General features: G+C 66.5%; 25 protein-coding genes and 1 pseudogene. 13 read left to right on the top strand and 13 right to left on the bottom strand.

Annotated elements, in window-relative coordinates:
• Window positions 1–8 precede the first annotated feature (8 nt).
• Together gyrA and EDF69_RS09335 are read left to right on the top strand one after the other, a co-directional pair.
• Window positions 9–2,825: a DNA gyrase subunit A gene (gene gyrA / locus EDF69_RS09340; RefSeq protein ID WP_204991353.1), complete on the top strand. Its 2,817-nt coding sequence runs from the start codon at window positions 9–11 to the stop codon at window positions 2,823–2,825.
• On the top strand, window positions 2,822–3,169 hold the full coding sequence (locus EDF69_RS09335; protein WP_132883527.1) for a DUF952 domain-containing protein: 348 nt from the start codon (window positions 2,822–2,824) through the stop codon (window positions 3,167–3,169). Before gyrA ends, EDF69_RS09335 begins: the two co-directional genes overlap by 4 nt.
• A gap of 94 nt (window positions 3,170–3,263) precedes the next feature.
• On the opposite strand, the gene EDF69_RS09330 is transcribed toward EDF69_RS09335, so the two are convergent.
• Window positions 3,264–3,494 (bottom strand): hypothetical protein, encoded by a 231-nt coding sequence (locus tag EDF69_RS09330; protein WP_132883528.1) that lies wholly within the window; start codon window positions 3,492–3,494, stop codon window positions 3,264–3,266.
• 272 nt (window positions 3,495–3,766) lie between these two features.
• Window positions 3,767–4,211 (bottom strand): annotated as a pseudogene (locus EDF69_RS09325) (DUF488 domain-containing protein).
• A gap of 104 nt (window positions 4,212–4,315) precedes the next feature.
• Here EDF69_RS09325 and trmFO point away from each other — a divergent pair.
• Entirely contained in the window at window positions 4,316–5,632 is a 1,317-nt protein-coding gene (trmFO, locus tag EDF69_RS09320; protein ID WP_132883529.1) for a methylenetetrahydrofolate--tRNA-(uracil(54)-C(5))-methyltransferase (FADH(2)-oxidizing) TrmFO, read from the top strand.
• Here trmFO and EDF69_RS09315 read toward each other — a convergent pair.
• Both EDF69_RS09315 and EDF69_RS09310 read right to left on the bottom strand, forming a co-directional pair.
• Complete coding sequence (locus EDF69_RS09315) at window positions 5,629–6,066, bottom strand: EF-hand domain-containing protein (protein ID WP_425336617.1); 438 nt, start codon at window positions 6,064–6,066, stop codon at window positions 5,629–5,631. The genes trmFO and EDF69_RS09315 overlap by 4 nt on opposite strands.
• A gap of 86 nt (window positions 6,067–6,152) precedes the next feature.
• Window positions 6,153–6,821 carry a squalene/phytoene synthase family protein gene (locus EDF69_RS09310; protein WP_132883531.1) on the bottom strand — a complete coding sequence of 223 codons (669 nt, stop codon included), beginning with the start codon at window positions 6,819–6,821 and terminating at the stop codon, window positions 6,153–6,155.
• 113 nt (window positions 6,822–6,934) lie between these two features.
• Here EDF69_RS09310 and EDF69_RS09305 point away from each other — a divergent pair, with 113 nt between their 5' ends.
• The 3 genes from EDF69_RS09305 to EDF69_RS09295 are packed head-to-tail and all read left to right on the top strand — an operon-like array spanning window position 6,935 to window position 9,905.
• Entirely contained in the window at window positions 6,935–8,659 is a 1,725-nt protein-coding gene (locus tag EDF69_RS09305) for a TadE/TadG family type IV pilus assembly protein (RefSeq protein ID WP_132883532.1), read from the top strand.
• Window positions 8,656–9,243, top strand: a complete 588-nt coding sequence (locus EDF69_RS09300; protein WP_165890024.1) for a TadE/TadG family type IV pilus assembly protein — start codon at window positions 8,656–8,658, stop codon at window positions 9,241–9,243. Before EDF69_RS09305 ends, EDF69_RS09300 begins: the two co-directional genes overlap by 4 nt.
• Window positions 9,234–9,905 carry a TadE/TadG family type IV pilus assembly protein gene (locus tag EDF69_RS09295; protein WP_132883534.1) on the top strand — a complete coding sequence of 224 codons (672 nt, stop codon included), beginning with the start codon at window positions 9,234–9,236 and terminating at the stop codon, window positions 9,903–9,905. Before EDF69_RS09300 ends, EDF69_RS09295 begins: the two co-directional genes overlap by 10 nt.
• A 40-nt stretch (window positions 9,906–9,945) precedes the next feature.
• Here the strand turns inward: EDF69_RS09295 and EDF69_RS09290 are convergent, their stop codons facing one another.
• The 3 genes from EDF69_RS09290 to EDF69_RS09280 all read right to left on the bottom strand — a co-directional run bounded on the left by EDF69_RS09290 (window position 9,946) and on the right by EDF69_RS09280 (window position 12,925).
• Window positions 9,946–11,388 (bottom strand): pyruvate dehydrogenase complex E1 component subunit beta, encoded by a 1,443-nt coding sequence (locus EDF69_RS09290; protein ID WP_132883535.1) that lies wholly within the window; start codon window positions 11,386–11,388, stop codon window positions 9,946–9,948.
• A gap of 1 nt (window position 11,389) precedes the next feature.
• Entirely contained in the window at window positions 11,390–12,439 is a 1,050-nt protein-coding gene (gene pdhA / locus EDF69_RS09285; RefSeq protein ID WP_132883536.1) for a pyruvate dehydrogenase (acetyl-transferring) E1 component subunit alpha, read from the bottom strand.
• Window positions 12,440–12,568: 129 nt separating this feature from the next.
• Complete coding sequence (locus EDF69_RS09280; protein WP_239435901.1) at window positions 12,569–12,925, bottom strand: FtsB family cell division protein; 357 nt, start codon at window positions 12,923–12,925, stop codon at window positions 12,569–12,571.
• A gap of 73 nt (window positions 12,926–12,998) precedes the next feature.
• On the opposite strand from EDF69_RS09280, the gene EDF69_RS09275 reads away from it, so the two are divergent.
• Window positions 12,999–13,370: a tRNA-binding protein gene (locus EDF69_RS09275; RefSeq protein WP_132883537.1), complete on the top strand. Its 372-nt coding sequence runs from the start codon at window positions 12,999–13,001 to the stop codon at window positions 13,368–13,370.
• Window positions 13,371–13,473: 103 nt separating this feature from the next.
• On the top strand, window positions 13,474–13,725 hold the full coding sequence (locus tag EDF69_RS09270; RefSeq protein ID WP_132883538.1) for a hypothetical protein: 252 nt from the start codon (window positions 13,474–13,476) through the stop codon (window positions 13,723–13,725).
• A gap of 264 nt (window positions 13,726–13,989) precedes the next feature.
• Here the strand turns inward: EDF69_RS09270 and EDF69_RS09265 are convergent, their stop codons facing one another.
• Both EDF69_RS09265 and eno read right to left on the bottom strand, forming a co-directional pair.
• Window positions 13,990–14,298: a hypothetical protein gene (locus EDF69_RS09265; RefSeq protein ID WP_165890025.1), complete on the bottom strand. Its 309-nt coding sequence runs from the start codon at window positions 14,296–14,298 to the stop codon at window positions 13,990–13,992.
• Window positions 14,299–14,495: 197 nt separating this feature from the next.
• The gene (gene eno, locus EDF69_RS09260; protein ID WP_132883540.1) at window positions 14,496–15,773 is read right to left on the bottom strand and encodes a phosphopyruvate hydratase; all 1,278 of its coding nucleotides are present in this window, start codon (window positions 15,771–15,773) and stop codon (window positions 14,496–14,498) included.
• Between the two features lie 148 nt (window positions 15,774–15,921).
• Here eno and EDF69_RS09255 point away from each other — a divergent pair, with 148 nt between their 5' ends.
• The 5 genes from EDF69_RS09255 to EDF69_RS09235 all read left to right on the top strand — a co-directional run bounded on the left by EDF69_RS09255 (window position 15,922) and on the right by EDF69_RS09235 (window position 18,017).
• The gene (locus EDF69_RS09255) at window positions 15,922–16,518 is read left to right on the top strand and encodes a hypothetical protein (protein WP_204991352.1); all 597 of its coding nucleotides are present in this window, start codon (window positions 15,922–15,924) and stop codon (window positions 16,516–16,518) included.
• 19 nt (window positions 16,519–16,537) lie between these two features.
• Window positions 16,538–16,879, top strand: a complete 342-nt coding sequence (locus EDF69_RS09250) for a phage holin family protein (protein ID WP_132883541.1) — start codon at window positions 16,538–16,540, stop codon at window positions 16,877–16,879.
• Complete coding sequence (locus EDF69_RS09245; RefSeq protein WP_132883542.1) at window positions 16,876–17,232, top strand: DUF3618 domain-containing protein; 357 nt, start codon at window positions 16,876–16,878, stop codon at window positions 17,230–17,232. Before EDF69_RS09250 ends, EDF69_RS09245 begins: the two co-directional genes overlap by 4 nt.
• A gap of 44 nt (window positions 17,233–17,276) precedes the next feature.
• Window positions 17,277–17,732: a hypothetical protein gene (locus EDF69_RS09240; RefSeq protein WP_239435908.1), complete on the top strand. Its 456-nt coding sequence runs from the start codon at window positions 17,277–17,279 to the stop codon at window positions 17,730–17,732.
• Window positions 17,733–17,801: 69 nt separating this feature from the next.
• Complete coding sequence (locus EDF69_RS09235) at window positions 17,802–18,017, top strand: DUF4170 domain-containing protein (protein WP_125961882.1); 216 nt, start codon at window positions 17,802–17,804, stop codon at window positions 18,015–18,017.
• 108 nt (window positions 18,018–18,125) lie between these two features.
• Here EDF69_RS09235 and EDF69_RS09230 read toward each other — a convergent pair whose 3' ends face one another.
• From EDF69_RS09230 to EDF69_RS09215, 4 genes are all read right to left on the bottom strand, one after another.
• Entirely contained in the window at window positions 18,126–20,258 is a 2,133-nt protein-coding gene (locus EDF69_RS09230) for a TonB-dependent receptor domain-containing protein (RefSeq protein ID WP_132883543.1), read from the bottom strand.
• 103 nt (window positions 20,259–20,361) lie between these two features.
• A complete protein-coding gene (locus EDF69_RS09225) occupies window positions 20,362–21,369 on the bottom strand; it encodes a glycosyltransferase family 4 protein (RefSeq protein WP_132883544.1) in 1,008 nt (335 codons plus the stop codon).
• The gene (locus tag EDF69_RS09220) at window positions 21,369–22,970 is read right to left on the bottom strand and encodes an alpha-amylase family glycosyl hydrolase (RefSeq protein ID WP_132883545.1); all 1,602 of its coding nucleotides are present in this window, start codon (window positions 22,968–22,970) and stop codon (window positions 21,369–21,371) included. Before EDF69_RS09220 ends, EDF69_RS09225 begins: the two co-directional genes overlap by 1 nt.
• Before the next feature lie 66 nt (window positions 22,971–23,036).
• Window positions 23,037–23,267 carry a hypothetical protein gene (locus tag EDF69_RS09215; RefSeq protein WP_132883546.1) on the bottom strand — a complete coding sequence of 77 codons (231 nt, stop codon included), beginning with the start codon at window positions 23,265–23,267 and terminating at the stop codon, window positions 23,037–23,039.
• Between the last annotated feature and the right edge of the window lie 135 nt (window positions 23,268–23,402).

The raw sequence follows: 23,402 nt of genomic DNA, 5'->3' as shown, positions 1-23,402 counted from the left end.
AGGACGCCTTGACCGACGAGATTCGCCTCGCGGACCCTTCCGACATTTCCCCCGTCTCCATCGTCGACGAGATGCGGTCGAGCTACCTCGACTATGCGATGAGCGTGATCGTCTCGCGCGCGCTTCCCGACGTGCGCGACGGCCTGAAGCCGGTTCACCGGCGCATCCTGTTTTCGGCCAACGAGAGCGGCTTCCACTACAACCGCCCGTATCGCAAGTCGGCGCGCATCGTCGGTGACGTGATCGGTAAATACCACCCGCACGGCGACACGGCGATCTATGACGCCTTGGCGCGCATGACCCAGGACTGGTCGATGCGGGTGCCGCTGATCGACGGTCAGGGCAACTTCGGCTCGATGGACCCGGATCCGCCCGCAGCCATGCGCTACACCGAGGCGCGCCTGCATCGTGCGGCCGCCTTCCTGCTCGACGACCTCGACAAGGATACGGTCGACTTCGTCCCCAACTATGACGGGTCGGAGCGCGAGCCGTCGGTGTTGCCGGCGCGCTTCCCCAACCTGCTGGTCAACGGCGCGGGCGGCATCGCCGTCGGCATGGCCACCAACATCCCCCCGCACAACCTGGGCGAGGTGATCGACGCCTGCCTGCTCACCATCGACCGCGCGGTCGAGGGCGGCGAGCCCGTGACGGTCGAGGAACTGTCCGAGATCGTGCCGGGTCCGGACTTCCCGACCGGTGCGCTGATGCTGGGCCGCGCCGGTGCGCGCGCCGCCTATGCCGGCGGCCGCGGCTCGATCATCCTGCGCTCGCGCTACACGACCGAGGCGCGGGGCGAGCGTCGCTCGATCGTGCTCACCGAGATCCCCTTCCAGGTCGGCAAGAGCGGCCTGGTCGAGAAGATCGCCGAAGCCGCCAAGGACAAGCGGATCGAGGGCGTCAGCGACATTCGCGACGAATCGAACCGCGAAGGCGTCCGCATCGTCATCGACCTGAAGCGTGACGCGACCCCCGACGTGGTGCTCAACCAGTTGTGGCGGCACACGCCTGCGCAGTCGAGCTTCGCCGCCAACATGCTGGCGATCCGCGGCGGCCGTCCGGAACTGCTCAACCTCAAGGACATCATCGACGCGTTCGTCTCCTTCCGCGAGGAGGTGATCACCCGCCGGTCGAAGTACGAGCTCGCCAAGGCGCGCGACCGTGCCCACCTGTTGCTGGGCCTGGTGATCGCGGTCACCAACCTAGACGAGGTGGTGCGCATCATCCGCGGCGCCGCCAACCCGGCCGCCGCCCGCGCCTCGCTGCTGGCGCGCGAATGGCCGATCGCCGAGATCGCGCCCTACATCCGCCTGGTCGAGGCGGTGGAAGCCGAAGTCACCGGCGACACCTATCGCCTGTCGGATGCACAGGTCCGCGCGATCCTCGACCTGCGCCTCCACCGCCTGACCGCGCTCGGCCGCGACGAGATCGGGGACGAGCTGTCGAAGCTGGCGGACTCGATCGCCGAACTGCTCGAGATCCTGGGCAATCGCGCCAAGCTCTATGCCGTGATGCGCGGCGAGCTGGTGCAGGTCCGTGCCGAGTTCGCGACCCCGCGCCGGACCGAGATCGCCAATGCCGTCGACGGCATCGACGATGAGGATTTGATCGAGCGCGAGGACATGGTCGTCACCGTGACCATGCAGGGCTATATCAAGCGCACGCCGCTCGACACCTTCCGCGCGCAGAAGCGCGGCGGCAAGGGCCGCGCGGGCATGGCGACCAAGGACGAGGATGCCGTCACCTCGCTGTTCGTGACGTCCACCCATACGCCGGTGCTGTTCTTCTCGACCGCCGGCAAGGTGTATCGCATGAAAGTGTGGCGCCTGCCGGAGGGTGGCCCCGCCACGCGCGGCCGGCCGATGATCAACCTGCTGCCGCTGGCGGCGGGCGAGACCATCTCCACCGTGCTTCCGCTGCCGGAGGACGAGGCGAGCTGGTCCGACCTGCACGTCATGTTCGCGACCGCGAATGGCACCGTGCGCCGCAATTCGATGGACGCGTTCACCAACGTGCCGACCGCCGGCAAGATCGCGATGCGCTTCGACGAGGAGAGCGATGATCGCCTGATCGGCGTGGCGCTGCTCACCGAGACCGACGACGTGCTGCTCGCCACCAAGTGCGGCAAGGCGATCCGCTTCGCTGCGACCGACGTGCGCGAGTTCCAGAGCCGCACCTCCACCGGCGTGCGCGGCGTCAGCCTGGCCGAGGGCGACGAGGTGATCTCGCTGTCGATCCTGGGCGGCTTCCAGGCCACCACCGAGGAGCGCGACGCCTATCTGAAGGCAGCACCGTGGAAGGAAGGCGACCGCGAAGTCACCCTCTCGCCCGAGCGCATGGCCGAGTTCGAGGCGGCGGAGCAGTTCATCCTGACGGTCACCGCCAATGGCTATGGCAAGCGTACCTCCGCCTACGAATATCGCCGCACCAACCGCGGCGGCCATGGCATCACGAACATCGTCACCTCCGATCGCAACGGCCATGTCGTCGCCAGCTTCCCGGCGAGCTCGGGCGAGCAGCTGATGCTGGTCACCGACCAGGCCAAGCTGATCCGCATGTCGGTGGGCGACACCCGCGTGACCGGCCGCGCCAGCCAGGGCGTGCGCCTGTTCCATGTCGCCGCCCAGGAGCATGTCGTCTCCGCCGCCCGCATCGACGAGGAGGAGGAGCCGGAGAACGAGGCCGAGGCGATCGTCGCCGAGGAACGTGCAACCGCAACCCCGCCTGCGGGTTCGACCGACGACGCGATCCAGCTCGATGACGGCATCGGTCCGGAGACCCTGCCCGAGCGGATCGAAGAAGAGGACAGCGGGAGCGACGAGGAATGAGCAAGCCCAACGCCGCGTTCAAGGTTCTGACGGCCGATCAGATGGCCGAACTGGAGGCCGGCAGCTTCGCCGGTGCCCCGATCGATCAGCAGGACGGCTATATCCACCTGTCGACGGCAGCCCAGCTGACCGAGACGGTGGACAAGCACTTCGCGGGTCAGGAAGGGCTGTGGGTCGCCGAGGTGGATTTGGAGGCGCTGGGCGACGCCATCCGCTGGGAGCCTTCCCGCGGCGGTCAGGACTTCCCGCATCTCTATGGGAAGCTGACCTTGGACACGATCGTCGCCTACTCCCCGCTCGAGCGGGAAGGCGACGGCAGCGTGCGGCTGCCGGTCACCGGCTGACAACGACTCCGGCGGTGATCCGCCGGAGCCTCACCGGGGCGAATAGCGCTCGTAGCGTCGAGCAGCCACTCGGCGCCGGTAGCGCAGCAGCGCCCTAGGCCGGCGGAGACTTGGAGGCGTCGGACTGCGCCAGCGGCTCGCCTGCCGACGGCAGCGGCACCGCCGGCGTGTTCTCCGCATCGCCGGGGCCATAGACACGGTCGAGATAATAGCCTGCAAGCAGATAGTGCGCCTTCACCACGGCTGGATGCTCGGCATTCTGCGCCAGCTTCAGTTCTGCTTCGGCGCGTTCGTAGAAATACGCGTTGTTGTCGACTTCAGTCATGATTGCCTCTCGAACGCATCTTGACGATGCGCCGATCCTGTCCTGGATGGAGCCGATCATGCCGGCTCCTGATCGTCTTTTTATTTGAGTTTAGTTAGGGCAAAAGGCCCTTGGAGGGAATGGCCGGCATCGCTGTCGATCGCGACGCACGGGCGGATCGGCGATTGCCCCTCCCCGCGCAAGGCGAGGTCGGATCGGCCGGGTCATCCGGGAATGGCATGAGACTTCCCCCACAGCGCCGGAACGTTCCGCCGCCGGCTTGGTTCCAGACGCTACGGCACCAGATCGACGATGCGCGCGTCCGGGGCTTCCGCCTGGAGCAGCAGCGTTCGGTGGCAGTGGCCGGGCTCGCGCTCGTAGCAGAGCAGCGCCGACGGCATCTCCGCGGCCAGCGCCAGCATCGCCGCGGCCTGCGCCTGCGCCTCGGGCAAAGCCAGTTGATGTGCGTACACGTCCCGGAGGGTTGCCACGTCTCCCTTCTTCGCCGCGTCCCGCCCGCGCTTGGGCGTACCGAGCCTTCAGGTGGTGGTACTCGATCCCGACCTCCGCGAGATGCGCGGCAAGCGAAGATTTGGAGAAGCCGGGACGGCGCGACAGCGGAAGCGCGCGCACGTCGATTACCCGTCGGACGCCTGCGCGCTGCAGGGCGGCAAGGAAGTCCGCCATGGTCGTCGCTTCATAGCCGATGGTGTAGATCGTCTGCGGCGCATCCGGCATGGCATGTCCTTCGTTGCGGCTGTGCACCCGCTCCTGGATCGGCTAGGCAGCCTTCGATCGCGGCGCATGCCGCCCTCCCTCTCCTAGCAGCTTTCGAGACGTTCGTGACGCATTCCCACCAGATTCACATCATCGGCGGCGGTCTCGCCGGGTCCGAGGCAGCCTGGCAGCTGGCGCAGGCGGGCTTTCGCGTGAGGCTTTCGGAGATGCGCGGCAGCGGCGACTGCACGCCCGCGCACCAGGGCGATGGGCTGGCCGAGCTCGTCTGCTCCAACAGCTTCCGCTCCGACGATGCAGAAAGCAACGCGGTCGGGCTGCTTCACGCCGAGATGCGGGCTCTGGGATCGCTGATCATGACGAAGGGCGACGAACACCGCGTGCCCGCAGGTTCGGCTTTGGCGGTGGACCGCGAGGGCTTCTCCGCCGGGGTCACCGCCGCACTGGAGGCGCACCCCAACATCACGATCGTTCGCGAGCGGGTCGACATCCTTCCCGCGGAGGGTCCGACGATCATCGCCACCGGCCCGCTGACCGCACCCGCGCTGGCCGAGAGCATCGGCGGCGCCACCGGCAGCGACGCCCTCGCCTTCTTCGACGCGATCGCGCCGATCGTCCACTTCGACAGCGTCGACATGGACGTTGCGTGGATGGCCGCGCGCTGGGACAAGGGTGGCAAGGACTACATCAACTGCCCGATGGACAAGGACCAGTACCTCGCCTTCCACGCCGGGCTGCTCGCGGGCGAGAAGACCGAGTATCGTGAGTGGGAGAACGTCCCCTATTTCGAAGGGTGCATGCCGATCGAGGTCATGGCCGAGCGCGGCGTCGACACGCTGCGCTACGGCCCGATGAAGCCGGTCGGGCTCGACAATCCGCGTACCGGCCGCTGGCCCTATGCCGTTGTGCAGCTGCGCCAGGACAATGCCCAGGGGACGCTGTGGAACATGGTGGGCTTCCAGACCAAGCTCAAGCATGCCGAGCAGGTTCGGTTGTTCCGCACCATCCCGGGCCTGGAAAAGGCCGAGTTCGCGCGGCTGGGCGGGTTGCACCGCAACACCTTCATCCGCTCGCCCGAACTGCTCGATCCGACCCTTCGGCTGAAGGCACGGCCGCACCTGCGCTTCGCGGGGCAGATCACCGGCTGCGAAGGCTATGTCGAGAGTGCCGCGATCGGCCTGATGGCCGGCCGCTTCGCGGCGGCCGAACTTGCCGGCAAGGACCTTCCGCCGCCCCCGCCCGAGACGGCGCTGGGCGCGCTGCTCGGCCACATCACCGGCGGCGCCGAGGCGGAGACCTATCAGCCGATGAACGTCAATTTCGGCCTGTTCCCGCCGATCGAGGGCCGCACGAAGAAGGCCGATCGCAAGAAGATGTACACCGCGCGTGCCCGTGCTGCGCTTGCGGACTGGATGCCCGCCTAGTCCTCTGCCTCCGCGCGCGGGGCTGGACAGGCGCAGCGCGCGGCAGGCTTGCGCGGGATCGCGGTGGTCGCGAACTCCGCCGGGTTCAGCGCGATCGATTGATCCGCATCTGCCTTGGCGAACTTGGTCGTGGTGGCGACCGCCCATTCGTCGAACGAGAGCTGGCCGTCGCGGTTCGTGTCGAGCTTGGCATAAGCCTTGCGCCGGCTGGCGAGATATTCGTCGCGCGTGATGCTGCCGTCCCGGTCCTTGTCATAGCGATCGAAGCGCTTCTGCTCGCGGGTACGTTCGGGGGCGCTGGGTATCGTGACGGGTACCGGGGGCAGCGGTGCCATGCCGACGGGCGGCGCCTTTGGCTGCGGCAACGGCGCCTCCGTCTGCGCGGTGCCACGGAACAGGATCACGCCGCCCCCCGCCAGAAGCAACGCCGACAAGACCCCCGCCCCGTACCGCCACATGCCTGCCCCCGCCCCGCTGTGCCGGAGCGCAGGCTATCGCAAGCTGCAGGCGGCGAATAGCCCTAACGTCCGGTTAACCGATGCCACAGCACCCGCGAGAGGCGGCGCGGCGAGCCGGACGGCAATGGAGCATCGAGCGGCACATCCAGGTCCATTCGGGCGAAATGGGCTGCCGCCCCAAGACTGCGGGCGGCGCTGCTCCATCGCATGCCCAGCGCCTGGTCCAGCAGCACCCGCGCACGCGCCGCCGCCATGGTTGCCAGCGCCGGCTCACGGACGTGTCTGGCCAGGTCTGCGAGAGCCCAGCCAATACCGGCTTCGATCAACGGGTCATCTGGTTGCGCTCCGAACATCTGCCCGCACGCCTCGAACAGGGTTCCGCCGCGCAGCCGCCCCTGCCGATCCAGCGTTTCCGCGTCGAACGCCTCCTCCTCCAGCAACATGCTCCACCCATCCGTCATCCCACTGAGCATCGACGGGCGAACCCCGGTGCCGGCGAACGCCCGGGCAAGGTCCGTCAGGACGGGGACGGCAGGCGCAGGACCGTCATCTAGCGCGCGCAAGGCATCATCCCACCAGCGCAGGCGGATCTGACCCAGCACAGGCTCGCTCGTAGAGCGCAGCACCTCTGCAAGCGCTGCGTCCAAGGCCAGAGCAGCCGCAAGCGCTGGTCGTCCCTTCGCCGGGGCGTAGGAAAGAAGAACAGCATGTTCGGGATTGTTGCCGGTCACGCATCCACCCCCGGCAAACGGGTAAACATCAAATCAACCATGATGGTTCAACCAAGCTTATCCCTCTGCGAACCATAGGAGACTGTCGAACGTCATGGTCCCAAGGCACTGAAATGAAGAAGCGATTGCCCAAGCGGCGTGCAGGTGCGCGGCCGTTCCTGAGCGCGCTCGCCCGGGACGTTCGCGGCAACACGCTGATGCTGGTCGCCGCCGCCCTGATTCCCTTGATGGCGATGATCGGGTCGGGGGTCGACATGGCTCGCGGCTATATGGCGCAGGACCAGTTGCAACAAGCATGCGATGCCGGAGTGCTCGCTGCCCGGCGGCTGCTCAGCGGCTCCCAGCTGACGGACGCAGTGAACAACGAAGCCAAGGCGTACTTCAATTTCAACTTCCCGCAGGGAACGTACGACGCGGCAGCCTTCACGCCTGTGGTGACCGTTCCGAAGCTGGGCACGGTGCGGATGACGGCCAGTACGACGATCCCGACGGCTATTATGGGCATTCTCGGCTTCAAGACGATGGCGCTCTCGGCGAGTTGTTCGGCGACGCAGGACTTCGTCTCGACCGACATCATGCTGGTGCTCGACATGTCCGGTTCCATGAACTGTCCCCCGGGCCAAGCCGGCGCGTGCAACGAAGTCGAGCAACCGGGGTCCAAGATGGCCGCACTACGCTCGGCCGCAACATCCCTATACGATACCCTGGCGGGCGCGCAGAACCAACTGCATGCGAACAGCCTGCGGCTGCGCTATGGATTTGTGCCGTATAACGGAACGGTTAACGTCGGAAGGATTCTGTACGCTAAGAACCCGGACTATATCCGCGGTCCAACATACCCGTATCAGACACGGGTATGGGTGCCCACCACCCGAACAACAACTTCGTTCAGGTCGGAGTCGGACTGTGCCGCCCTGGGCGGGACGTGGAGCCGCTTTTTCTTGTCTCTCGGATACTGCACGTACCAGGAGGTGACGGGAGGGGCCTGGTCCTACGGCCAGTATCCGGTCGACGTCTCCAGATATGTTACCGGCGCTACGGTTACCGTTCCGACGCAGACGAACGGCAGCACGGCACGCTGGGCCGGCTGCATCGAGGAGCGCAAGACGAACAACGTCACAATCAACGGCGGAAGCGGTACCACCGCGCCGGCGGATGCTTGGGATCTCGACGTCACACGCATTCCGAACTCGGATGACAGCCGTTGGGGACCTTGGTGGCCGGAAGTGGAATTCGGCAGAGACGCGACGGCGCAGCGAACCAGAAGTGACTATTGTGCGAGCGAGGCGAGCCGCCTCACCGAATATTACAATAACAAGCAAGGGTTCACGAACTATCTGGCCAACTTGAAGCCTCTAGGATCGACCTATCACGACATCGGCATGATCTGGGGTGCTCGGTTCATCGCGTCGGAAGGCATTTTCGCGGGGCCTGCGGAGACCAACGATCAGTTCACTGCGGACAATCCCTCGAAGATCCGCGGTTTTTCCGTGCGGAAGTACCTCATATTCATGACGGACGGTGATCTCTCGCCGACACTCGACGAATATTCCAGCTATGGCATCGAGAACCTGGATAAGCGGGTTCTCGGCTCGGCGGCAGTGACGGGCACCAACCAGGTAAACCGCCATCTTCAGCGCTTTCGTATGGCGTGCAACGCGGCAAAGGGGCAGAACATCGACGTGTGGGTGATCGCCTTCTCCACCACCCTCACTTCGGAGATGCAGAACTGCGCGAGTTCGCCCAGCCAAGCGGCCGGCATCAGCACCTCTGCAGATCTGATCGCGAAGTTCCAGGAGATCGGTTCGAAGATCGGATCGCTGAGGCTGAGCCAGTGAGCGCGACCCGCTCTCGTCTGGCGTTGGCTTCGGATCGACGCGGTGCGACGATCGTGGAGTTCGCGCTGGTGACCCCGATCCTTCTGCTCGTCCTGATGGCCGCGCTCGAGTTCGGGTATCAGGGCTATATCAACGCGATGGTACAAGGGGCGATGACCAAGGCCGCTCGCCTGGCGACCGTTGGCGGCCGGACCTCCGCCGACGTGGAGAAGATGATCAAGGACGAGGTCGGGCAAGTCGTGGATCGACAATACATCTCGGTTGAGACCCGAAGCTATTACAACTTCTCCAATGTCGGGTCCGCAGAAAAGATCACTCAGGATACGGATCCGAAGACGGTGTACAATAAGGGTGATTGCTACGAAGACGCCAACAACAATGGCCAGTATGACACGTCCTTGGGCTCCGCGGGCTTGGGAACCGCAGACGATATCACCTACTACAAGGTTACCGCCAATTATCCGAACCTGACGCCGATCTCCCGTTTCGCCAGCTGGGTAGGCAGGCGATCGGTCTCGGCGACGATCGCCCTGCGCAACCAGCCCTTCACCTCGCGCGCTGCGGCAACCATCCGATGCGACTGACGCCATCCCGGAAACCGCGGCACACTCCCGCCGCTGTCGCGGCCGACGTCCGCGGCGTAGCGCTCCTGGAGTTCGCGCTGTCGCTGCCCTTGCTGCTGACGGTCACCCTCTATGGCGTGGAGACTGCGAATCTCGCGATTGCTAAGATGCGGGTGAACCAGATCGCCAGCACGATCGCCGACAATGCGGCGCGCGTCCGCGACGATATCGATGAACGCGATGTCAATGAGCTGCTGCTCGGCGCCAACCTGCTTGGCGGCGGGATCGACTTCGGCCCGCGCGGGCGCGTCGTCGTTTCCAGCGTGTCCCCAAACGGGCTCAGCGGCAGCCAAGCAGGCCAATGGATCCGCTGGCAACGATGCACCGGGGCACTGAACACCGCCGAGTCCCAACCGCGCTACGGCAGGGAAGGAACGGGCAAGACTACGGGCAGCCTGAAGTTCATCGGGAGCAGCACGCGTTCGATTGCCGCCAGCAGCACCACCAACCTGATCCTGGCCGAAGTGACTTACCGCTATAAGCCCATTGTTTCGGAGACATTGTTCGGACCGATGGTCCTTCGCTCAGAGACGGCCTTCTCCGTCCGCGAACGGCGGACCGAAGATATCCAGAGCGCTACCGGCGTGACGCCGAGCGTCTGCACCGTCTACTCGGCGACGTGAGGGGCGGCGAAGCTTCTTCAGCCCGCCGCCCCTTTCATCTTCAACCCTTGTAGGTCACCTTCTTCACCGTCTCGACCACGCGGTCGGCGGTGACGAGCGCCAGCTTCTCGAGGTTCGCCGCATAGGGAAGCGGCACGTCCTCGTTGGTCACGCGCAGCACCGGCGCGTCGAGGTCGTCGAAGCCCTGCTCCATCACGACCGCAGCGATTTCGCTCGCGATCGAGCAGACGGGCCAGCCTTCCTCGACCACCACCAGGCGGTTGGTCTTCTTCAGGCTTGCGAGAACCGTCTTGGTGTCAAGCGGACGCAGCGTGCGCAGGTCGATGACCTCCGCCTCTATGCCCTCGCCCGCCAGCTTCTCGGCTGCTTCCAGCGCGACGCCCACGCCGATCGAGTAGGACACGATCGTCACGTCCTTGCCCTGGCGCATGATGCGCGCCTTGCCGATCGGCAGGACATAGTCGTCAAGCTTGGGCACCTCGAAGGTGCGGCCGTACATCAGCTCGTTCTCGAGGAACACGACCGGGTCTTCCGAACGGATCGCCGCCTTCAGCAGGCCCTTGGCATCGGCCGCGTCATAGGGCGCGATCACGACCAGGCCGGGAACGCTGGCGTACCACGGGCCATAGTTCTGCGAGTGCTGCGCGCCGACACGGCTGGCAGCGCCGTTGGGGCCACGGAACACGATCGGGCAGCGCATCTGGCCGCCGGACATGTAGTTGGTCTTGGCGGCCGAGTTGATGATGTGGTCGATCGCCTGCATGGCGAAGTTGAACGTCATGAACTCGACGATCGGCTTCAAGCCGCCCATGGCCGCACCGGTGCCGACGCCGGCAAAGCCGTATTCGGTGATCGGCGTGTCGATGACGCGCTTGGGACCGAATTCCTCGAGCAGGCCCTGGGTCACCTTGTAGGCGCCCTGGTACTCGGCGACTTCCTCGCCCATCACGAACACGCGGCCGTCGGCGCGCATTTCCTCGGCCATCGCGTCGCGCAGCGCTTCACGGACCGTCACCTTCACCATCTCAGTGCCTTCCGGCACTTCGGGATCGGTCGACGTCTGCTCGACGGCGTTGACGAGCTGGGTCGTGCCGGTCTCCTGCGCCTTGGGCGCGTCCGAAACGGCTTCGGTGCGCTGGTCGGACGGTGTCTGCACGCCGCCCTCGCCCTCGGCCGGCTTGGAGCCTGCGGCCGCACCGGTGGAGGTCTGCGACGCGTTGGCGGCTTCGGCCACGTCCTCGCCCTCACCCGCGATCAGCGCGATCACGGTGCCGACCTTCACATTGTCGGTGCCCTCGGTGACCAGAATCTTGGCGATCGTGCCTTCGTCGACGGCCTCGAATTCCATGGTCGCCTTGTCGGTCTCGATCTCGGCCATGATGTCGCCGGATTTGACGACGTCACCTTCCTTGACCAGCCACTTCGCCAGCGTGCCCTCTTCCATCGTGGGCGACAGCGCCGGCATCTTCAGTTCGATCGCCATCTCAGTAGTTCTCCACCAGCACGTCCGTATAGAGCTCGGCCGGATCGGGCTCCGGCGTGCTCTCGGCGAAGTCGGCGGCCTCGTTCACCACCTTGCGGATTTCCTGCTCGATCGTCTTGAGGTCGGCCTCGCCGACTCCCAGCTTCTCCAGCTCGCGCTTCGCCGCCTCGATCGGGTCGGAGTTGTCACGCATCGCCTGCACTTCCTCACGCGAGCGATACTTGGCCGGATCCGACATCGAGTGGCCGCGATAGCGATAGGTCTTCATCTCGAGGATGATCGGGCCCTTGCCCGCACGCACCCACGCCAGCGCCTCTTCGGCTGCACCGCGGCAGGCGAGGACGTCCATGCCGTCGACCTGGATGCCCGGGATGCGGAAGCTCTCGCCGCGCTTGTAGAGCTGGTCTTCCGCCGACGAGCGGTTGACCGAGGTGCCCATGGCGTACTGGTTGTTCTCGATCACGTAGATGATCGGGAGCTTCCACAGCTCGGCCATGTTGAAGCTCTCGTACACCTGGCCCTGGTTGGCCGCGCCGTCGCCGAAATAGGCCATCGCGACGCCGCCGTCCTCGTTGTACTTGTGCCCGAACGCCAGGCCGGTGCCGAGCGACACCTGCGCGCCGACGATGCCATGGCCGCCGTAGAACTTCTTCTCGGTCGAGAACATGTGCATCGAGCCGCCCTTGCCGCGGCTGATGCCGGCGGCACGGCCGGTCAGCTCGGCCATGATGATCTTGGGATCGATGCCATAGGCCAGCATGTGGCCGTGGTCGCGATAGCCGGTGATGACCGAGTCCTTCTCGCCATCCAGCGCCGACTGCAGGCCGACGGCAACCGCCTCCTGGCCGATGTAGAGATGGCAGAAGCCGCCGATGAAGCCGAGCCCGTAGAGCTGGCCCGCCTTCTCTTCGAAGCGGCGGATCAGCAGCATCTGCTTGTAGAAGTCGAGCAGTTCCTCCTTCGAGGCCTCGTAGCGCGTCGGTTCGTTGGGACGCTCACGGTTCGGAACGGCAGGTTCGCTCTTGGCGCTCTGCGCCGGTGCCTTTGCCACGATGTAGGTACCCTCATGCCTGGGAAAGGGGAAAGGAGCCGAGCCTATAGGCCGGTTTCTCTCCCAACTGCAATCACCCGGCCGGAGCGGCTGGGCGACCGCGCTGGAGCCCTGCTAGCGCAACTCGGCCTAGCCGTCGACCGTCCCTGCGCAGCGATCCGCATTGCCGGTACCGCTGCCGAGCGGCATGATGAACTCGTCCGGGTGCGCCACGTTCAGCTGCTTGCGGACCAGTTCATCGACCATGTCGGGATCGGCGTGGCGGGGATCGAGCAGCGCGACGCGGTTGCGCAGCTCCGCCCGCGCCTTGTCCAGGCAAGCGTAGTAGGCCTGACGCTGGGCCAGCTTGCGGGAATAATCGCGGTAGGCGAGAATGCCGTTGGGTCCGAGCACCGCATAATAGCCGAAGAACCCCATGAACAGGATCGCGAACGCGGGAAATCCTGCACGACGGAGTATCGGGTGAAGCGGCGAGGAGCGCGGCATGCCCCGATATTTGCGCAAGCCGCGGGCGTGCGCAAGGTCGCCCGAGTCGAAAACATCAAGAGATTCAAAGCTGATGCATCTACGCCACGACCCCGCCAGCCCCGCTGCCGAGCCGATCGACTTCGATGCATTTCTCGCGGTCGACGTCCGCGTCGGAACGATCGTCGCCGCTGAAGAGTTCCCCGAGGCGCGCAAACCGGCGATCAAGCTGCGGATCGACTTCGGCCCGACGATCGGGGTTCGCCGGTCGAGCGCGCAGATCACGGAGCATTACACGCCCGAGGCGCTCGTCGGGCGGCAGGTGGCGGCGGTGGTGAACTTCCCACCCCGCCAGATCGGCAAGTTCCTGTCCGAAGTGCTGACGCTTGGCTTCCCTGACGAGAACGGCGCCGTGGTGCTGTTCGCGCCGGACCAGAAGGTGCCGGATGGTGGGCGGCTGTTCTGACATGAGGGGTGGTGGAAAGGCGTCGCGGAGGCAAGTCGTGCAGAACCCACGGGCCCGGAAAATCAGCCCGCCAACATCAGTTGCGCAAGGGAGGGCCCGCGGAATGTATGACGAAGCCTTTCGCGACTTACGCAAGCTTTATCGCGGAGACGCTTCTGAGACCGGTCGATCACGCAACGTCGGGAAAGAAGATGTGGTTCGGTGGTCCGTGGTTGGCAGCCTCAACCTCACGCAAACCTTTGATCGGCTCGGCATCGAGCTGTCACGCGATTATGCCGCCGGGATCCTGACGTGGGAGTTCTGCGACGTCACCGCTAACCCTGTTTGGCGTGCTTACCGATCTACAACTGGATGACGCGCACCCTGTTGATGAGCCCAAGATGTTCTGGAAGTTCTACTTGGCGTTCGATCACAGCGAGACAGTTCCCGCTGCGGAGTCAGAGCAGGTAGCACGCGAGGAGATCCTGTGCTTTCTCGCGTCGGCCAGGCTGGCGCCTTGATCTTCGCGACTTCTCCCCCGTCCTTTCCCACCGTTACCCCGGCGTAGGGAGGGGGCCAGGATCGAGCGGCCGGCACAGCGGGCGGCTCTTTTGAGCGTTGGTGTAAAGAGAAGAAGAGGTCAGAAGCGTGGGAGATGGCGCAGCCCGCTCCGGCTCCCCCCGCAAGCCCAGATATCCAGGGCATCTGCGCTGACGACATAGGTCGCGGCGGCGCTAAAGCGCTCCCGCTCATCGATACCAACTTGGCTGGGAGGACTGGTGATGATCCTCCCCGCAGGAAGTCCATCGAAGCCGGCGCGCTCGATGCTGACGTCGATCCTGTTGGGATCGATCTTCCAGCCCCGTCTCGCATACGCGTATGTTCGTCGCATGCTGGCGATGTTCTTGAGACAAGGATCGGCGGCCAGCTGTCCTTCTATCTGCTCCACGACCTTTTCACTCGGTTTGCCCGCGGGACAGCCCACCAGGAAGAGGACGGAAGGGAGTAGCGCGTAGCTAGAGCATGCCATCAGCCGATGTTAGCCGGTTACGCGACGGCTACCAGCTACCGCCCCTCTTCGCCGCCCGACGCTCTCCAGCTTAGGATGGCGGGGGAGCGCGTTGCCCGCGCGTCCCCCACTTCCCCTTACGCGCGCAGGATCGAGCGGCCCGCGTAGCGGGCGGCGTCGCCCAGCTCTTCCTCGATGCGGATCAGCTGGTTGTATTTCGCGAGCCGGTCCGAGCGCGCGAGGCTGCCGGTCTTGATCTGGCCGCAGTTGGTGGCGACCGCGAGATCCGCGATCGTCGCGTCCTCGGTCTCGCCCGAGCGGTGCGACATGACGGCGGTGTAGGACGAACGCTGGGCCAGGCTCACCGCCTCCAGCGTCTCGGTCAGCGTGCCGATCTGGTTGACCTTCACCAGCAGCGAGTTGGCGAGGCCCTTGCCGATGCCCATCGCCAGGCGCTCCGGGTTGGTGACGAACAGATCGTCGCCGACCAGCTGGACCTTGCCGCCGATCTTGTCAGTGAGCGCCTTCCAGCCCTCGAAATCGTCCTCGCCCATGCCGTCCTCGATCGAGAAGATCGGATAGCGGGCAGCGAGATCCGCCAGATAATCGGCCATCTCCAGCGGGGTCAGCGACTTGCCCTCTCCGACCATCTCATACTTGCCGTTCTTGAAGAACTCGGTCGCGGCGCAGTCGAGCGCCAGCATCACGTCGTCGCCGGGCGTGTAGCCGGCCTTCTCGATGCTGGTCATGATGAAGTCGAGCGCGTCGGTGGTGGACGAGAGGTTCGGCGCAAAGCCGCCCTCGTCGCCGACCGAGGTCGCCAGGCCCTTGTCATGCAGGCCCTTCTTCAGCGTGTGGAAGATCTCCGACCCGCAGCGCACGGCCTCGGCGAGGCTGGGCGCGCCGACCGGCATCACCATGAACTCCTGGAAGTCGATCGGGTTGTCGGCATGCTCGCCGCCGTTGATGATGTTCATCATCGGCACCGGCAGCAGGTGCGCCGAGACGCCGCCGACATAGCGATAGAGCGGCAGGCCGCGCGCATCCGCCGCCGCCTTGGCGACCGCAAGGCTCACGCCCAGGATCGCGTTCGCGCCCAGGCGGCCCTTGTTGGGCGTGCCGTCGAGCTCGATCATCGCCCGATCGACGTCTGCCTGATCCTCGGCGTCGAGGCCCAGCACCGCTTCGGCGATGTCGGCGTTCACCGCGTCCACGGCCGCCTGCACGCCCTTGCCCATCCAGCGGCTCTTGTCGCCGTCGCGCTTCTCGACGGCTTCGTGCGCGCCGGTGGAGGCGCCCGAGGGCACGGCTGCGCGGCCGGTGCTGCCGTCTTCCAGCATCACGTCGACCTCGACGGTGGGGTTCCCACGGCTGTCCAGGATCTGGCGTGCGTGGATGTCGATGATTGCGGTCACGTAACGATCTCCCTACCTTCTCGGCCGGACGCTGCCGGCGATCGTGCGCAGCCCTATCCGCTCGGCCTCCGCGGGGCAATTCGTGCCGGATCGGGAACCGCTGTCGCCGGCTTTGGTTCTCCAGGCGAACCACAAAGGGAAACGCACGATGAGCGACACCAACCGGACCGACCCGCTTTCGAGCACGGGCCCTAGCGACACCAACGTCGAGTTCACCCCCTCTTCCAGCACAGCCGGTGGTGCGGACGTCAGCTTCAAGCCAACCGGCAGCGACGAGTCCGTATTCGAGACCGCAGGCACGACCGACACGGGCGGCAGCACCACCGGCACGACGGCGGACAAGGCCAAGGGTACGGCACAGACGCTGAAGGACGAGGCGAACAAGCTGGGTCGCCAGGCGACGGACAAGGCACGCGGCCTGGCCGATGAAGGCAAACTGCGCGCGACGGGCGCACTCGATGAATTTTCGAAGATGATGGAAGACGCGGCAGGCACCGTCGACGACAAGCTGGGCGAGCAGTACGGCCAGTATGCCCGCTCCGCGGCGCAGGCGCTGTCGGGCTTTTCCGACTCGCTGCGCGACAAGGATGTCGACGAGCTGATCGAGGACGTGCGCGGCTTCGTCCGCAAGAGCCCGGCAGTCGCGATCGGCACCGCAGCCGCCCTGGGCTTTGTCCTGGCGCGCGTGGTGAAGGCGGGCGTGGACGGCGCCGCGGACGCCACCGACACGACCCCGACGGCCTGACCCCGAGCGAGTGGACGCGATGCGCGATAGCAGGAGCGACGCCAGTATCGGCGAACTGATCCAGCGACTGGTCTCTGACGGCCGGACGTGGGTCCAGGCCGAGCTGGCCGTGTGGAAGGCGGTCGCCGCCTCCCGCAAGAACGACGCGATCCTGGGGATCGCCTTCGGCGTCGGGGCGCTGGTGCTCACCTTTGCAGCAATCGGCGCCCTGCTCGTCGGGCTGATCCTGGTGCTGCGCGAACCATTGGGCAATGGCGGCGCGACTGCCGTGGTCGTGCTCGTCGCGCTCGCGATCGCCGGCATCCTCGGCAAGATGGCGGCGACGCGGCTGGGCCGCGCCTTTTCGGGAGACGGGCTGTGACCGAACCCCAGGGCATCGCAGCGGCGCGCGCCAACGCGCAGCAGGCCAAGTCCAGGATGCTGGGTACCGTCGACGCGCTGAAGGCCCGGCTGAACCCGGGAACCGTCGCGGAGGACGTGGCCGGCCGGGTCAAGGAACGGGCATCGGCTGCGGTCGAGCAAGGCGTCGCCGTCGTCCAGCGCGAGCCCCGCGCCGTGGCGGCGGGTGCAGCCGGGCTGTTCGCCCTGTTCATCACGCCGAAGCTGATCCGCAGCCTTCGGCGGCGCTGCAAGCAGAAGCGGGCCCGCGCCAAGGTACCGGCTACCGTCGCCAGCCCGGAGCCGCCGGCAGCACCGCCCCCCGCAGGATCCTGACACCATCACTGGGCCGTGATCGGCCCCTAGCAAGGACAAGTGGAATGACCACGAACGGCAACAACACCACGGCTTCGACCAACACGTCCGCCGACACCCAGGGCGACGCAGGCACCCTCGCCCACCTGCGCGAGAGCGCGAGCCACGCCTATGAGAGCACGCGCGAGAGCGCGGCGACGGCAGCGGCGCGTGCGAGCGAGGGCATCGAGGCAAACCCGCTCGCGGTGCTGGCGGGCGGCATCGCGCTCGGCGCCATCCTCGGCGCGCTCCTGCCCAAGTCGGAAAGCGAGCAGAAGGTGCTGGGCCCGCTCGGCAAGCGGCTGTCCGAGACCGCTGCCGCTGCCGCCACCGCCGCTCGCGAGGCCGGCAAGGAACAGCTGACCAGCGCGATCCCCGACAAGGATGCTGCCAAGGAGTCGCTGAAGAAGGCGTTCGGCAACGTCGTCGAGGCGGCGAAGGACGGCGGAAAAACGGCTGCTACCGGTAGCAGCGCGGCCTGATCGCCTCTGCGCCCTTGAGTGCTCGGCTCGAGCCGCTATGCGGCAGTGCAGCACACATCAGGAGCTGACATGAGCAAGATGCATCTCGTTTTTGGTGGCCGCGTCAGCGACCCCCAGACGCTCGACTTCGTCGATCTGAAGGAAGTCGATCTGGTCGGGCTGTTCCCCGACTATGAGAGCGCCGAAAAGGCGTGGCGCGCCGCCGCGCAGCGGACGGTCGACGACGCCGAGATGAAGTATGTGGTGGTGCCGCTGCACCGCCTGCTCGAGCCCGAGCTGAAGTAAGAGCAGCCCGGCAGAGCCGGAACGAGACGGGGCCGCTTCCGGATTGGAAGCGGCCCCGTTTTCGTTCGTGCGCCGGTGAGCCGAGGCGGGTGAGCCCGCCTCGGGTCCCTACAGGGCGAAGCGCGCGGTGACCCGCAGGTCCCGGCCAGCGAGCGGGGCATAGTCCTTGAGATAGCTCGCGTGCCGGCGCGCGACCACGTCGAACAGGTTGTTCGCGGACAGAAGCAGGCTGGTCGGGTTGTCGCGTCCCCAGGGCTTCAGCGTGACCGAGGCATTCACGAGCGTATAGGCGCCCGTCTCGGTCTCGTTCGCGGCGACCCGGTCCTGCTTGGTGACATGCTCCACTTCCAGGCGACCCTGAGCGAGCACGCCCTGCGCCTCGATGCCGCCGAGCAGGCGGAGCGGCGGGATGCGCGGCACCGGTCCGCCGTTCTTGATCGTGGCGTGCGTGTAGTCGGCAACGCCGTCCAGCACGACGGCGGTGCTGCCGATCTGCGCCAGCCGCGCCGAGGCTTCCGCCTCAAGGCCGTAGAAGCGGGCATCGACCTGGTTGTACTGGTACACCGGCAGCCCGTCCTCGAGCTCGCCGGTCGGCTGCTCGTAGATGAAGCCATCGTACCAGTTGTGGTAGGCCGCGAGGCTGAAATCGAAGCCGTCGCCACCGCCCTTCAGCGTCGCCTCGACCCCGTTGCTGCGCTCCACGCCGAGGTTCACGTCGCCGATCTCGAACGCCTGGGTGCCCGCGTGCGGGCCATTGGCGAAGAGTTCCTCCGCGGTCGGCGCCCGCTCGCTGTGCGACAGCGACACGCCGAAGCGCACGCCGCTATTGCCAAGCCCCACGCTCGCACCACCGGCGGCCGAGAAGGCATTGAAGCTGCGCTCCAGCCGGGCGTTGCCAAGGTCCGCGTCAGGCTGCGCCACCGCTTCGGTGCGCTCGTAGCGGCCGGACAGTTCCCCACGCACCGCACCGAAATCGGCACTCTGGAGGGTGAAGACACTATATTGCTGCGTCTCGTTGCGCGGGAGGAATTTCTCCTCGCCGATGACGTTGAGCGTGCGGATCAGCATCTGCGCGCCGGTGGTGCCGCGCCAGCCGCCGCGAACCGCCTGCTGCGCTTCCACGCGCGCTTCCAGCCCCTGGCTGTAGAAGGTCGTCCCGACCTCGCCCGTGTCCTCCAGTTCCTGGTGGCGATAGTCGGCAATCGCGCCGCGGAAACGAAGCCGGTCGATGAAACCGCCAGTCTCCACCTCACCGCGCATGTCGAGGCGTGTCTGGCGCATGGCGATGCGCACCGCCTCCGCTTCCTCGCCAGGCTCGATCGCATAGCGGATCGGCACACCATAGTTGGTGTCGTAGTGCGACACGGAGAAGCCGAGATTGCCGCCCTCCGCGACCACCGCCGCACCGCCGGCCACCTGCCAGGTCTCGGCCGAGCTGTTGGGAAGCGTACCGCTGAGGTTTGCCAGATCGGCAATGTCGGGATCACTGCTTGCGGCTGCGGCCCGGCGCTGCGGCCCGGCCAGGATGTGGCCCCCAGTCTCCAGGTCGTCGGACTTGGTGTAGCTGCCGTCGGCGTGGAGGACGACCTTGCCGCCGACCGGCACGTCGATGCTGCCCGAGGCGGTACGCTCGTCCGCGGCCGATCCATAGCCGACGATGCCGTCGAGATGGACCGGTTCCTCCGGAAGCGTGCGCGGGATGCGGCTGTCGATCACATTGACCACGCCGCCGATCGCCGACGGACCGAACAGCAGCGCCGCGGGACCGCGGAGCACCTCGATGCGGTCGGCGATCAGCGGGTTGATGGCCACCGCATGATCGACGCTGGTGGTCGAGACGTCGAAGCTGCCGATCCCCTCGGTCAGCACGCGTGCGCGATCCCCCTGCAGGCCGCGCAGGATGGGTCGCGAGGCGCCGGGCCCGAAACTGCTGGAGCTCACGCCGGGCTGCCGTGCCAGGGTGTCGCCCAGGGTGGGCCGCAACGAGCGGGTCAGCGCCTCGCCCGAAAGCACGGTGGTGCCGCCGAGCAGGTCCGCCTTCGGGCGATCCAGCGAGGCCGTGACGACGATGTTGGCGCCAATCTCCTGGTGGTTCGCGTCGGTAGTGCTGCCCTGCCCTGCCTGCGCGGCTGCATCCGCCGGGGCGCCGTCGGTCTCTGCCGGGGCAGCATCCGGGCGCGCATAGGCCGGAAGCGCACAGGCGAGCGCAGCACTACCAAGAAGAAGACGAGCAAACGACATCGAGACCCTCCCACAAGCGGACGGCCTCCCCTAGCGGGCAATGATACAACGTCACAATAGGCAAATGGCGTTTGTGACAAAGTTTTTCTGGTTGATGCGCCGGCTAGCCCAGGATCCGGCGATAGAGCGCCTCGTACCGCTCTGCCATGCGCTCGACGGAGAAGTGCGCCGCCACTCTCGCGCGGCACGCGGCGCGATCGATCTGGTCGACCCGTGCCACGGCGTCGATCGCCCCGTCCAGGTCGTCCACCAGGAAGCCGGTAACCCCGTCCTGGATCAGTTCCGGCATGGAGCCGCGCCGGTAGGCGATCACCGGCGTGCCGCAGGCCATCGCCTCGACTACGGAAAGGCCGAACGGCTCGTCGAAGCCGATCAGGTGGAGCAGCGCGCGTGCCTCTCCCAGCATTGCCGTTCGCTTCGCGCCGCCGACGGCGCCGTGATGGAGGATGCGGACGCCGTTGATCCCGGGCTCGACCTCGTCGCGCCAATAGCGCTCGTCCTGGACGATCCCGGCCATGTGCAGTCGCCGGCCGGTTGCCCGAGCCACTTCGATCGCCTCGCGCGGCCCCTTGTCGGGGTGCATGCGGCCGAAGAACAGCAGATCGTCGCTGCCCGCCGCATCGAAGGGCAAGTCGTCGACCGGGATGCCGTGGTGGATGGTGGCCGCATAGCGCAACGCCGGATGCCGGTCCGCATCACTGATCGCGACGTAGTTCACCCGATCCTGGTAGGGCGCGTACATCGGCAAGATCCGGTCGGAGGAGAAGCCGTGGATCGTGGTGACCATGGGCGTCGACACCAGCCCGGAGAAGGCATGTGCCGGAAAGTCCGCCTGGTTGTGGATCAGGTCGAACTCGCCCGCGCGCTCGAACACATGGGCGAGGTGGCGGAACTCCCACACCTTCGCGTCGACCGCGGGATCTTCCGAATAGGGGGCGGGCACGACCCCCGCGAGGGTCCCGGAGGTGGTCGAGTCGAGGGTCGCGAACAGCGTCACGTCCACGCCGCGCGCGACCAGCGCCTCGGTGAGCAGGCTGGTGACCAGTTCCCAGGGACCATAGTGCCGCGGCGGTGTGCGCCATGCAATCGGCGCCAGCATTGCAATCCGCATCAGGCGGCAGTCCCGAGGATCATTCCTTCATTCCCCCTCAAGCGCAGCAGCCCCTCGACCGGTTCCGTCGCCTCCGCCAGGGTGGACAGCAACGGGCGACAGCCTGCCGCCCAATGCGGCACGTTCATCTCCACGGGAGTAGCGCCAAGGTTCAGCGCCACCAAGACCCGCGTGTCGCCGTCACGCCGCTCATAGGCGAGCAACCTGCCCTCGCCCTCGACGAGGTGCCAACTGCCGACCGACAGGGCCGGCGTGTTCTTGCGCAGCATCAGGAGCGCGCGCGTCAACGTCCACATCGAGGCGGGATCGTCTCGCTGGACCGCAACGTTGCGGGTCGGGTGATCCGGGTTGAGCGGCAGCCAGGGATCTCCAGTGGTGAAGCCCGCTCTGGCACTTTCGTCCCACGGCATGGGGGTACGCACCGGGTCGCGACCGCGGCCGGGCTCCCGCAGTTCCTGAGGATCGACGGCCCGGCCCGTCGGGATCGCCACATCCGCAAGGGCGAGTTCGTCGCCATAGTAGAGCGTGGGAGTACCCCGCAGGGTCAGCAGCAGCATGGCCGCGACGCGCGCCTGCGCTTCCCCGACCCGGCTGACGATGCGGGAGCGATCATGGTTGCCTAGCACCCAGTTCGGCCACCCCCCGGGTGGAAGGGCCGCTTCATATTCAGTGATCCGCTGCGAGAGTTCGGCCGCGTCCCACCGCGCCTCGATCAGCTGGAAGTTGAAAGGTAGGTGCACGCCTGGGCGAGCATTCCCGTAATACGCCACCAGCCGCTCGACGGGCAGGTAGATCTCGCCGATCAGCACCCGCTCCTGCTCCGTCGCGGCGAACCCGTCGGCAACTGCGCGCATGTCGGCTGCGATGTCATGGACTTCCGGCTGGTCGGTCGAATGTAGCTGGAGCACCCGGTTCTTCTCACCCGAGCCGGGCAGATAGTCCGGGTTGACCGGATTGTCGGAGAAGTCGGCGTGCTTGATCATGTGCCAGAGCACGTCGATGCGGAAGCCGTCGACCCCGCGCGCGAACCAGAAGCGCAGGACGTCAAGCATGGCGGCCCGCAACTCCGGATTGCGCCAGTTGAGGTCCGGCTGCTCCTTCAGAAAGGCGTGAGAGTAATACTGCCCGGTCGCCGCGTCCCATTCCCAGGCGGGGCCGCCGAAATCGCTGATCCAGTTGTTGGGCGGACCACCATCGGGCGCCGGATCGCGCCAAATGTACCAGTCCCGCTTCGACGAGGTCCGCGATTGGCGGCTCTCCACGAACCAGGGGTGCCGGTCCGAACTATGGTTGGGCACGAAATCGAGCAGGACCCGCAGCCCGCGGGCGTGTGCGGCAGCGAGCAGCGCGTCGAAGTCCACCAGCGTCCCGAACCGCGGGTCGATGTCGCAATAATCGGCCACGTCATAGCCGAAGTCCGCCATGGGCGACGGGAAGATCGGCGAAATCCAGACGGCATCGATGCCGAGTTCGACGAGATAGTCCAGCCGATCGGTTATCCCTCTGAGGTCCCCGATCCCGTCGCCGTCACTGTCCTGAAAAGACCTGGGATAGATCTGGTAGATGGTGGCCGCTTCCCACCACGGCCGCGCTTCTGCCATGAGCACTCCCCGTCCGATCGCCTGCACCCAAAAGCGGTGGCGGGTCGACCCCCGCCACCAGTCACGTCACTCGCCCGAGGAACGGGTGGCCGTGTGGCCGCCGAGCGCGCTGTCCTGCTCCCGGTCGGCAGTGCTGCCGGCGACATCGGCCTCGCGCTGATCGCCCTCCCACGCGCCTTCTGGCCCGCTGCCGATCGCGTCGCCGGGAGCCACGGGATCCTCGTACCGCTCGTGCCCGCGCTTGGTGTCCATGCCGGGCGTGTTGTGGCCGTGCATGCGGATATCGTCCTTGGCCATGATCGCTCTCCTCCTGCGGAGCCCGATCAACGGCCGGCACCCCGCGGAGTTGCAGCATTCGCCCTCCAGACGCATCAGTTCAGCCGAAGCGGCAGGTGGAACCGCTCCAGCGGCGCAAACGCGCCGTTTCGCGAA

Source organism: Sphingomonas sp. JUb134 (assembly GCF_004341505.2).
Taxonomy (GTDB): Bacteria; Pseudomonadota; Alphaproteobacteria; order Sphingomonadales; family Sphingomonadaceae; genus Sphingomonas.
The sequence above is the reverse complement of the archived record's forward strand: the minus strand, read 5'-3'. Positions and strand labels throughout refer to the sequence as shown.

Excerpts from the sequence above, each read along its gene's own strand:
- EDF69_RS09335 (WP_132883527.1), top strand. The coding sequence starts at position 2,822 with ATGAGCAAGCCCAACGCCGCGTTCAAGGTTCTGACGGCCGATCAGATG.
- EDF69_RS09330 (WP_132883528.1), bottom strand. The coding sequence starts at position 3,494 with ATGACTGAAGTCGACAACAACGCGTATTTCTACGAACGCGCCGAAGCA.
- EDF69_RS09305 (WP_132883532.1), top strand. The coding sequence starts at position 6,935 with ATGAAGAAGCGATTGCCCAAGCGGCGTGCAGGTGCGCGGCCGTTCCTG.
- EDF69_RS09295 (WP_132883534.1), top strand. The coding sequence starts at position 9,234 with ATGCGACTGACGCCATCCCGGAAACCGCGGCACACTCCCGCCGCTGTC.
- EDF69_RS09290 (WP_132883535.1), bottom strand. The coding sequence starts at position 11,388 with ATGGCGATCGAACTGAAGATGCCGGCGCTGTCGCCCACGATGGAAGAG.
- EDF69_RS09280 (WP_239435901.1), bottom strand. The coding sequence starts at position 12,925 with ATGCCGCGCTCCTCGCCGCTTCACCCGATACTCCGTCGTGCAGGATTT.
- EDF69_RS09275 (WP_132883537.1), top strand. The coding sequence starts at position 12,999 with ATGCATCTACGCCACGACCCCGCCAGCCCCGCTGCCGAGCCGATCGAC.
- EDF69_RS09270 (WP_132883538.1), top strand. The coding sequence starts at position 13,474 with ATGTATGACGAAGCCTTTCGCGACTTACGCAAGCTTTATCGCGGAGAC.
- EDF69_RS09255 (WP_204991352.1), top strand. The coding sequence starts at position 15,922 with ATGAGCGACACCAACCGGACCGACCCGCTTTCGAGCACGGGCCCTAGC.
- EDF69_RS09250 (WP_132883541.1), top strand. The coding sequence starts at position 16,538 with ATGCGCGATAGCAGGAGCGACGCCAGTATCGGCGAACTGATCCAGCGA.
- EDF69_RS09240 (WP_239435908.1), top strand. The coding sequence starts at position 17,277 with ATGACCACGAACGGCAACAACACCACGGCTTCGACCAACACGTCCGCC.
- EDF69_RS09235 (WP_125961882.1), top strand. The coding sequence starts at position 17,802 with ATGAGCAAGATGCATCTCGTTTTTGGTGGCCGCGTCAGCGACCCCCAG.
- EDF69_RS09230 (WP_132883543.1), bottom strand. The coding sequence starts at position 20,258 with ATGTCGTTTGCTCGTCTTCTTCTTGGTAGTGCTGCGCTCGCCTGTGCG.
- EDF69_RS09225 (WP_132883544.1), bottom strand. The coding sequence starts at position 21,369 with ATGCGGATTGCAATGCTGGCGCCGATTGCATGGCGCACACCGCCGCGG.
- EDF69_RS09220 (WP_132883545.1), bottom strand. The coding sequence starts at position 22,970 with ATGGCAGAAGCGCGGCCGTGGTGGGAAGCGGCCACCATCTACCAGATC.
- EDF69_RS09215 (WP_132883546.1), bottom strand. The coding sequence starts at position 23,267 with ATGGCCAAGGACGATATCCGCATGCACGGCCACAACACGCCCGGCATG.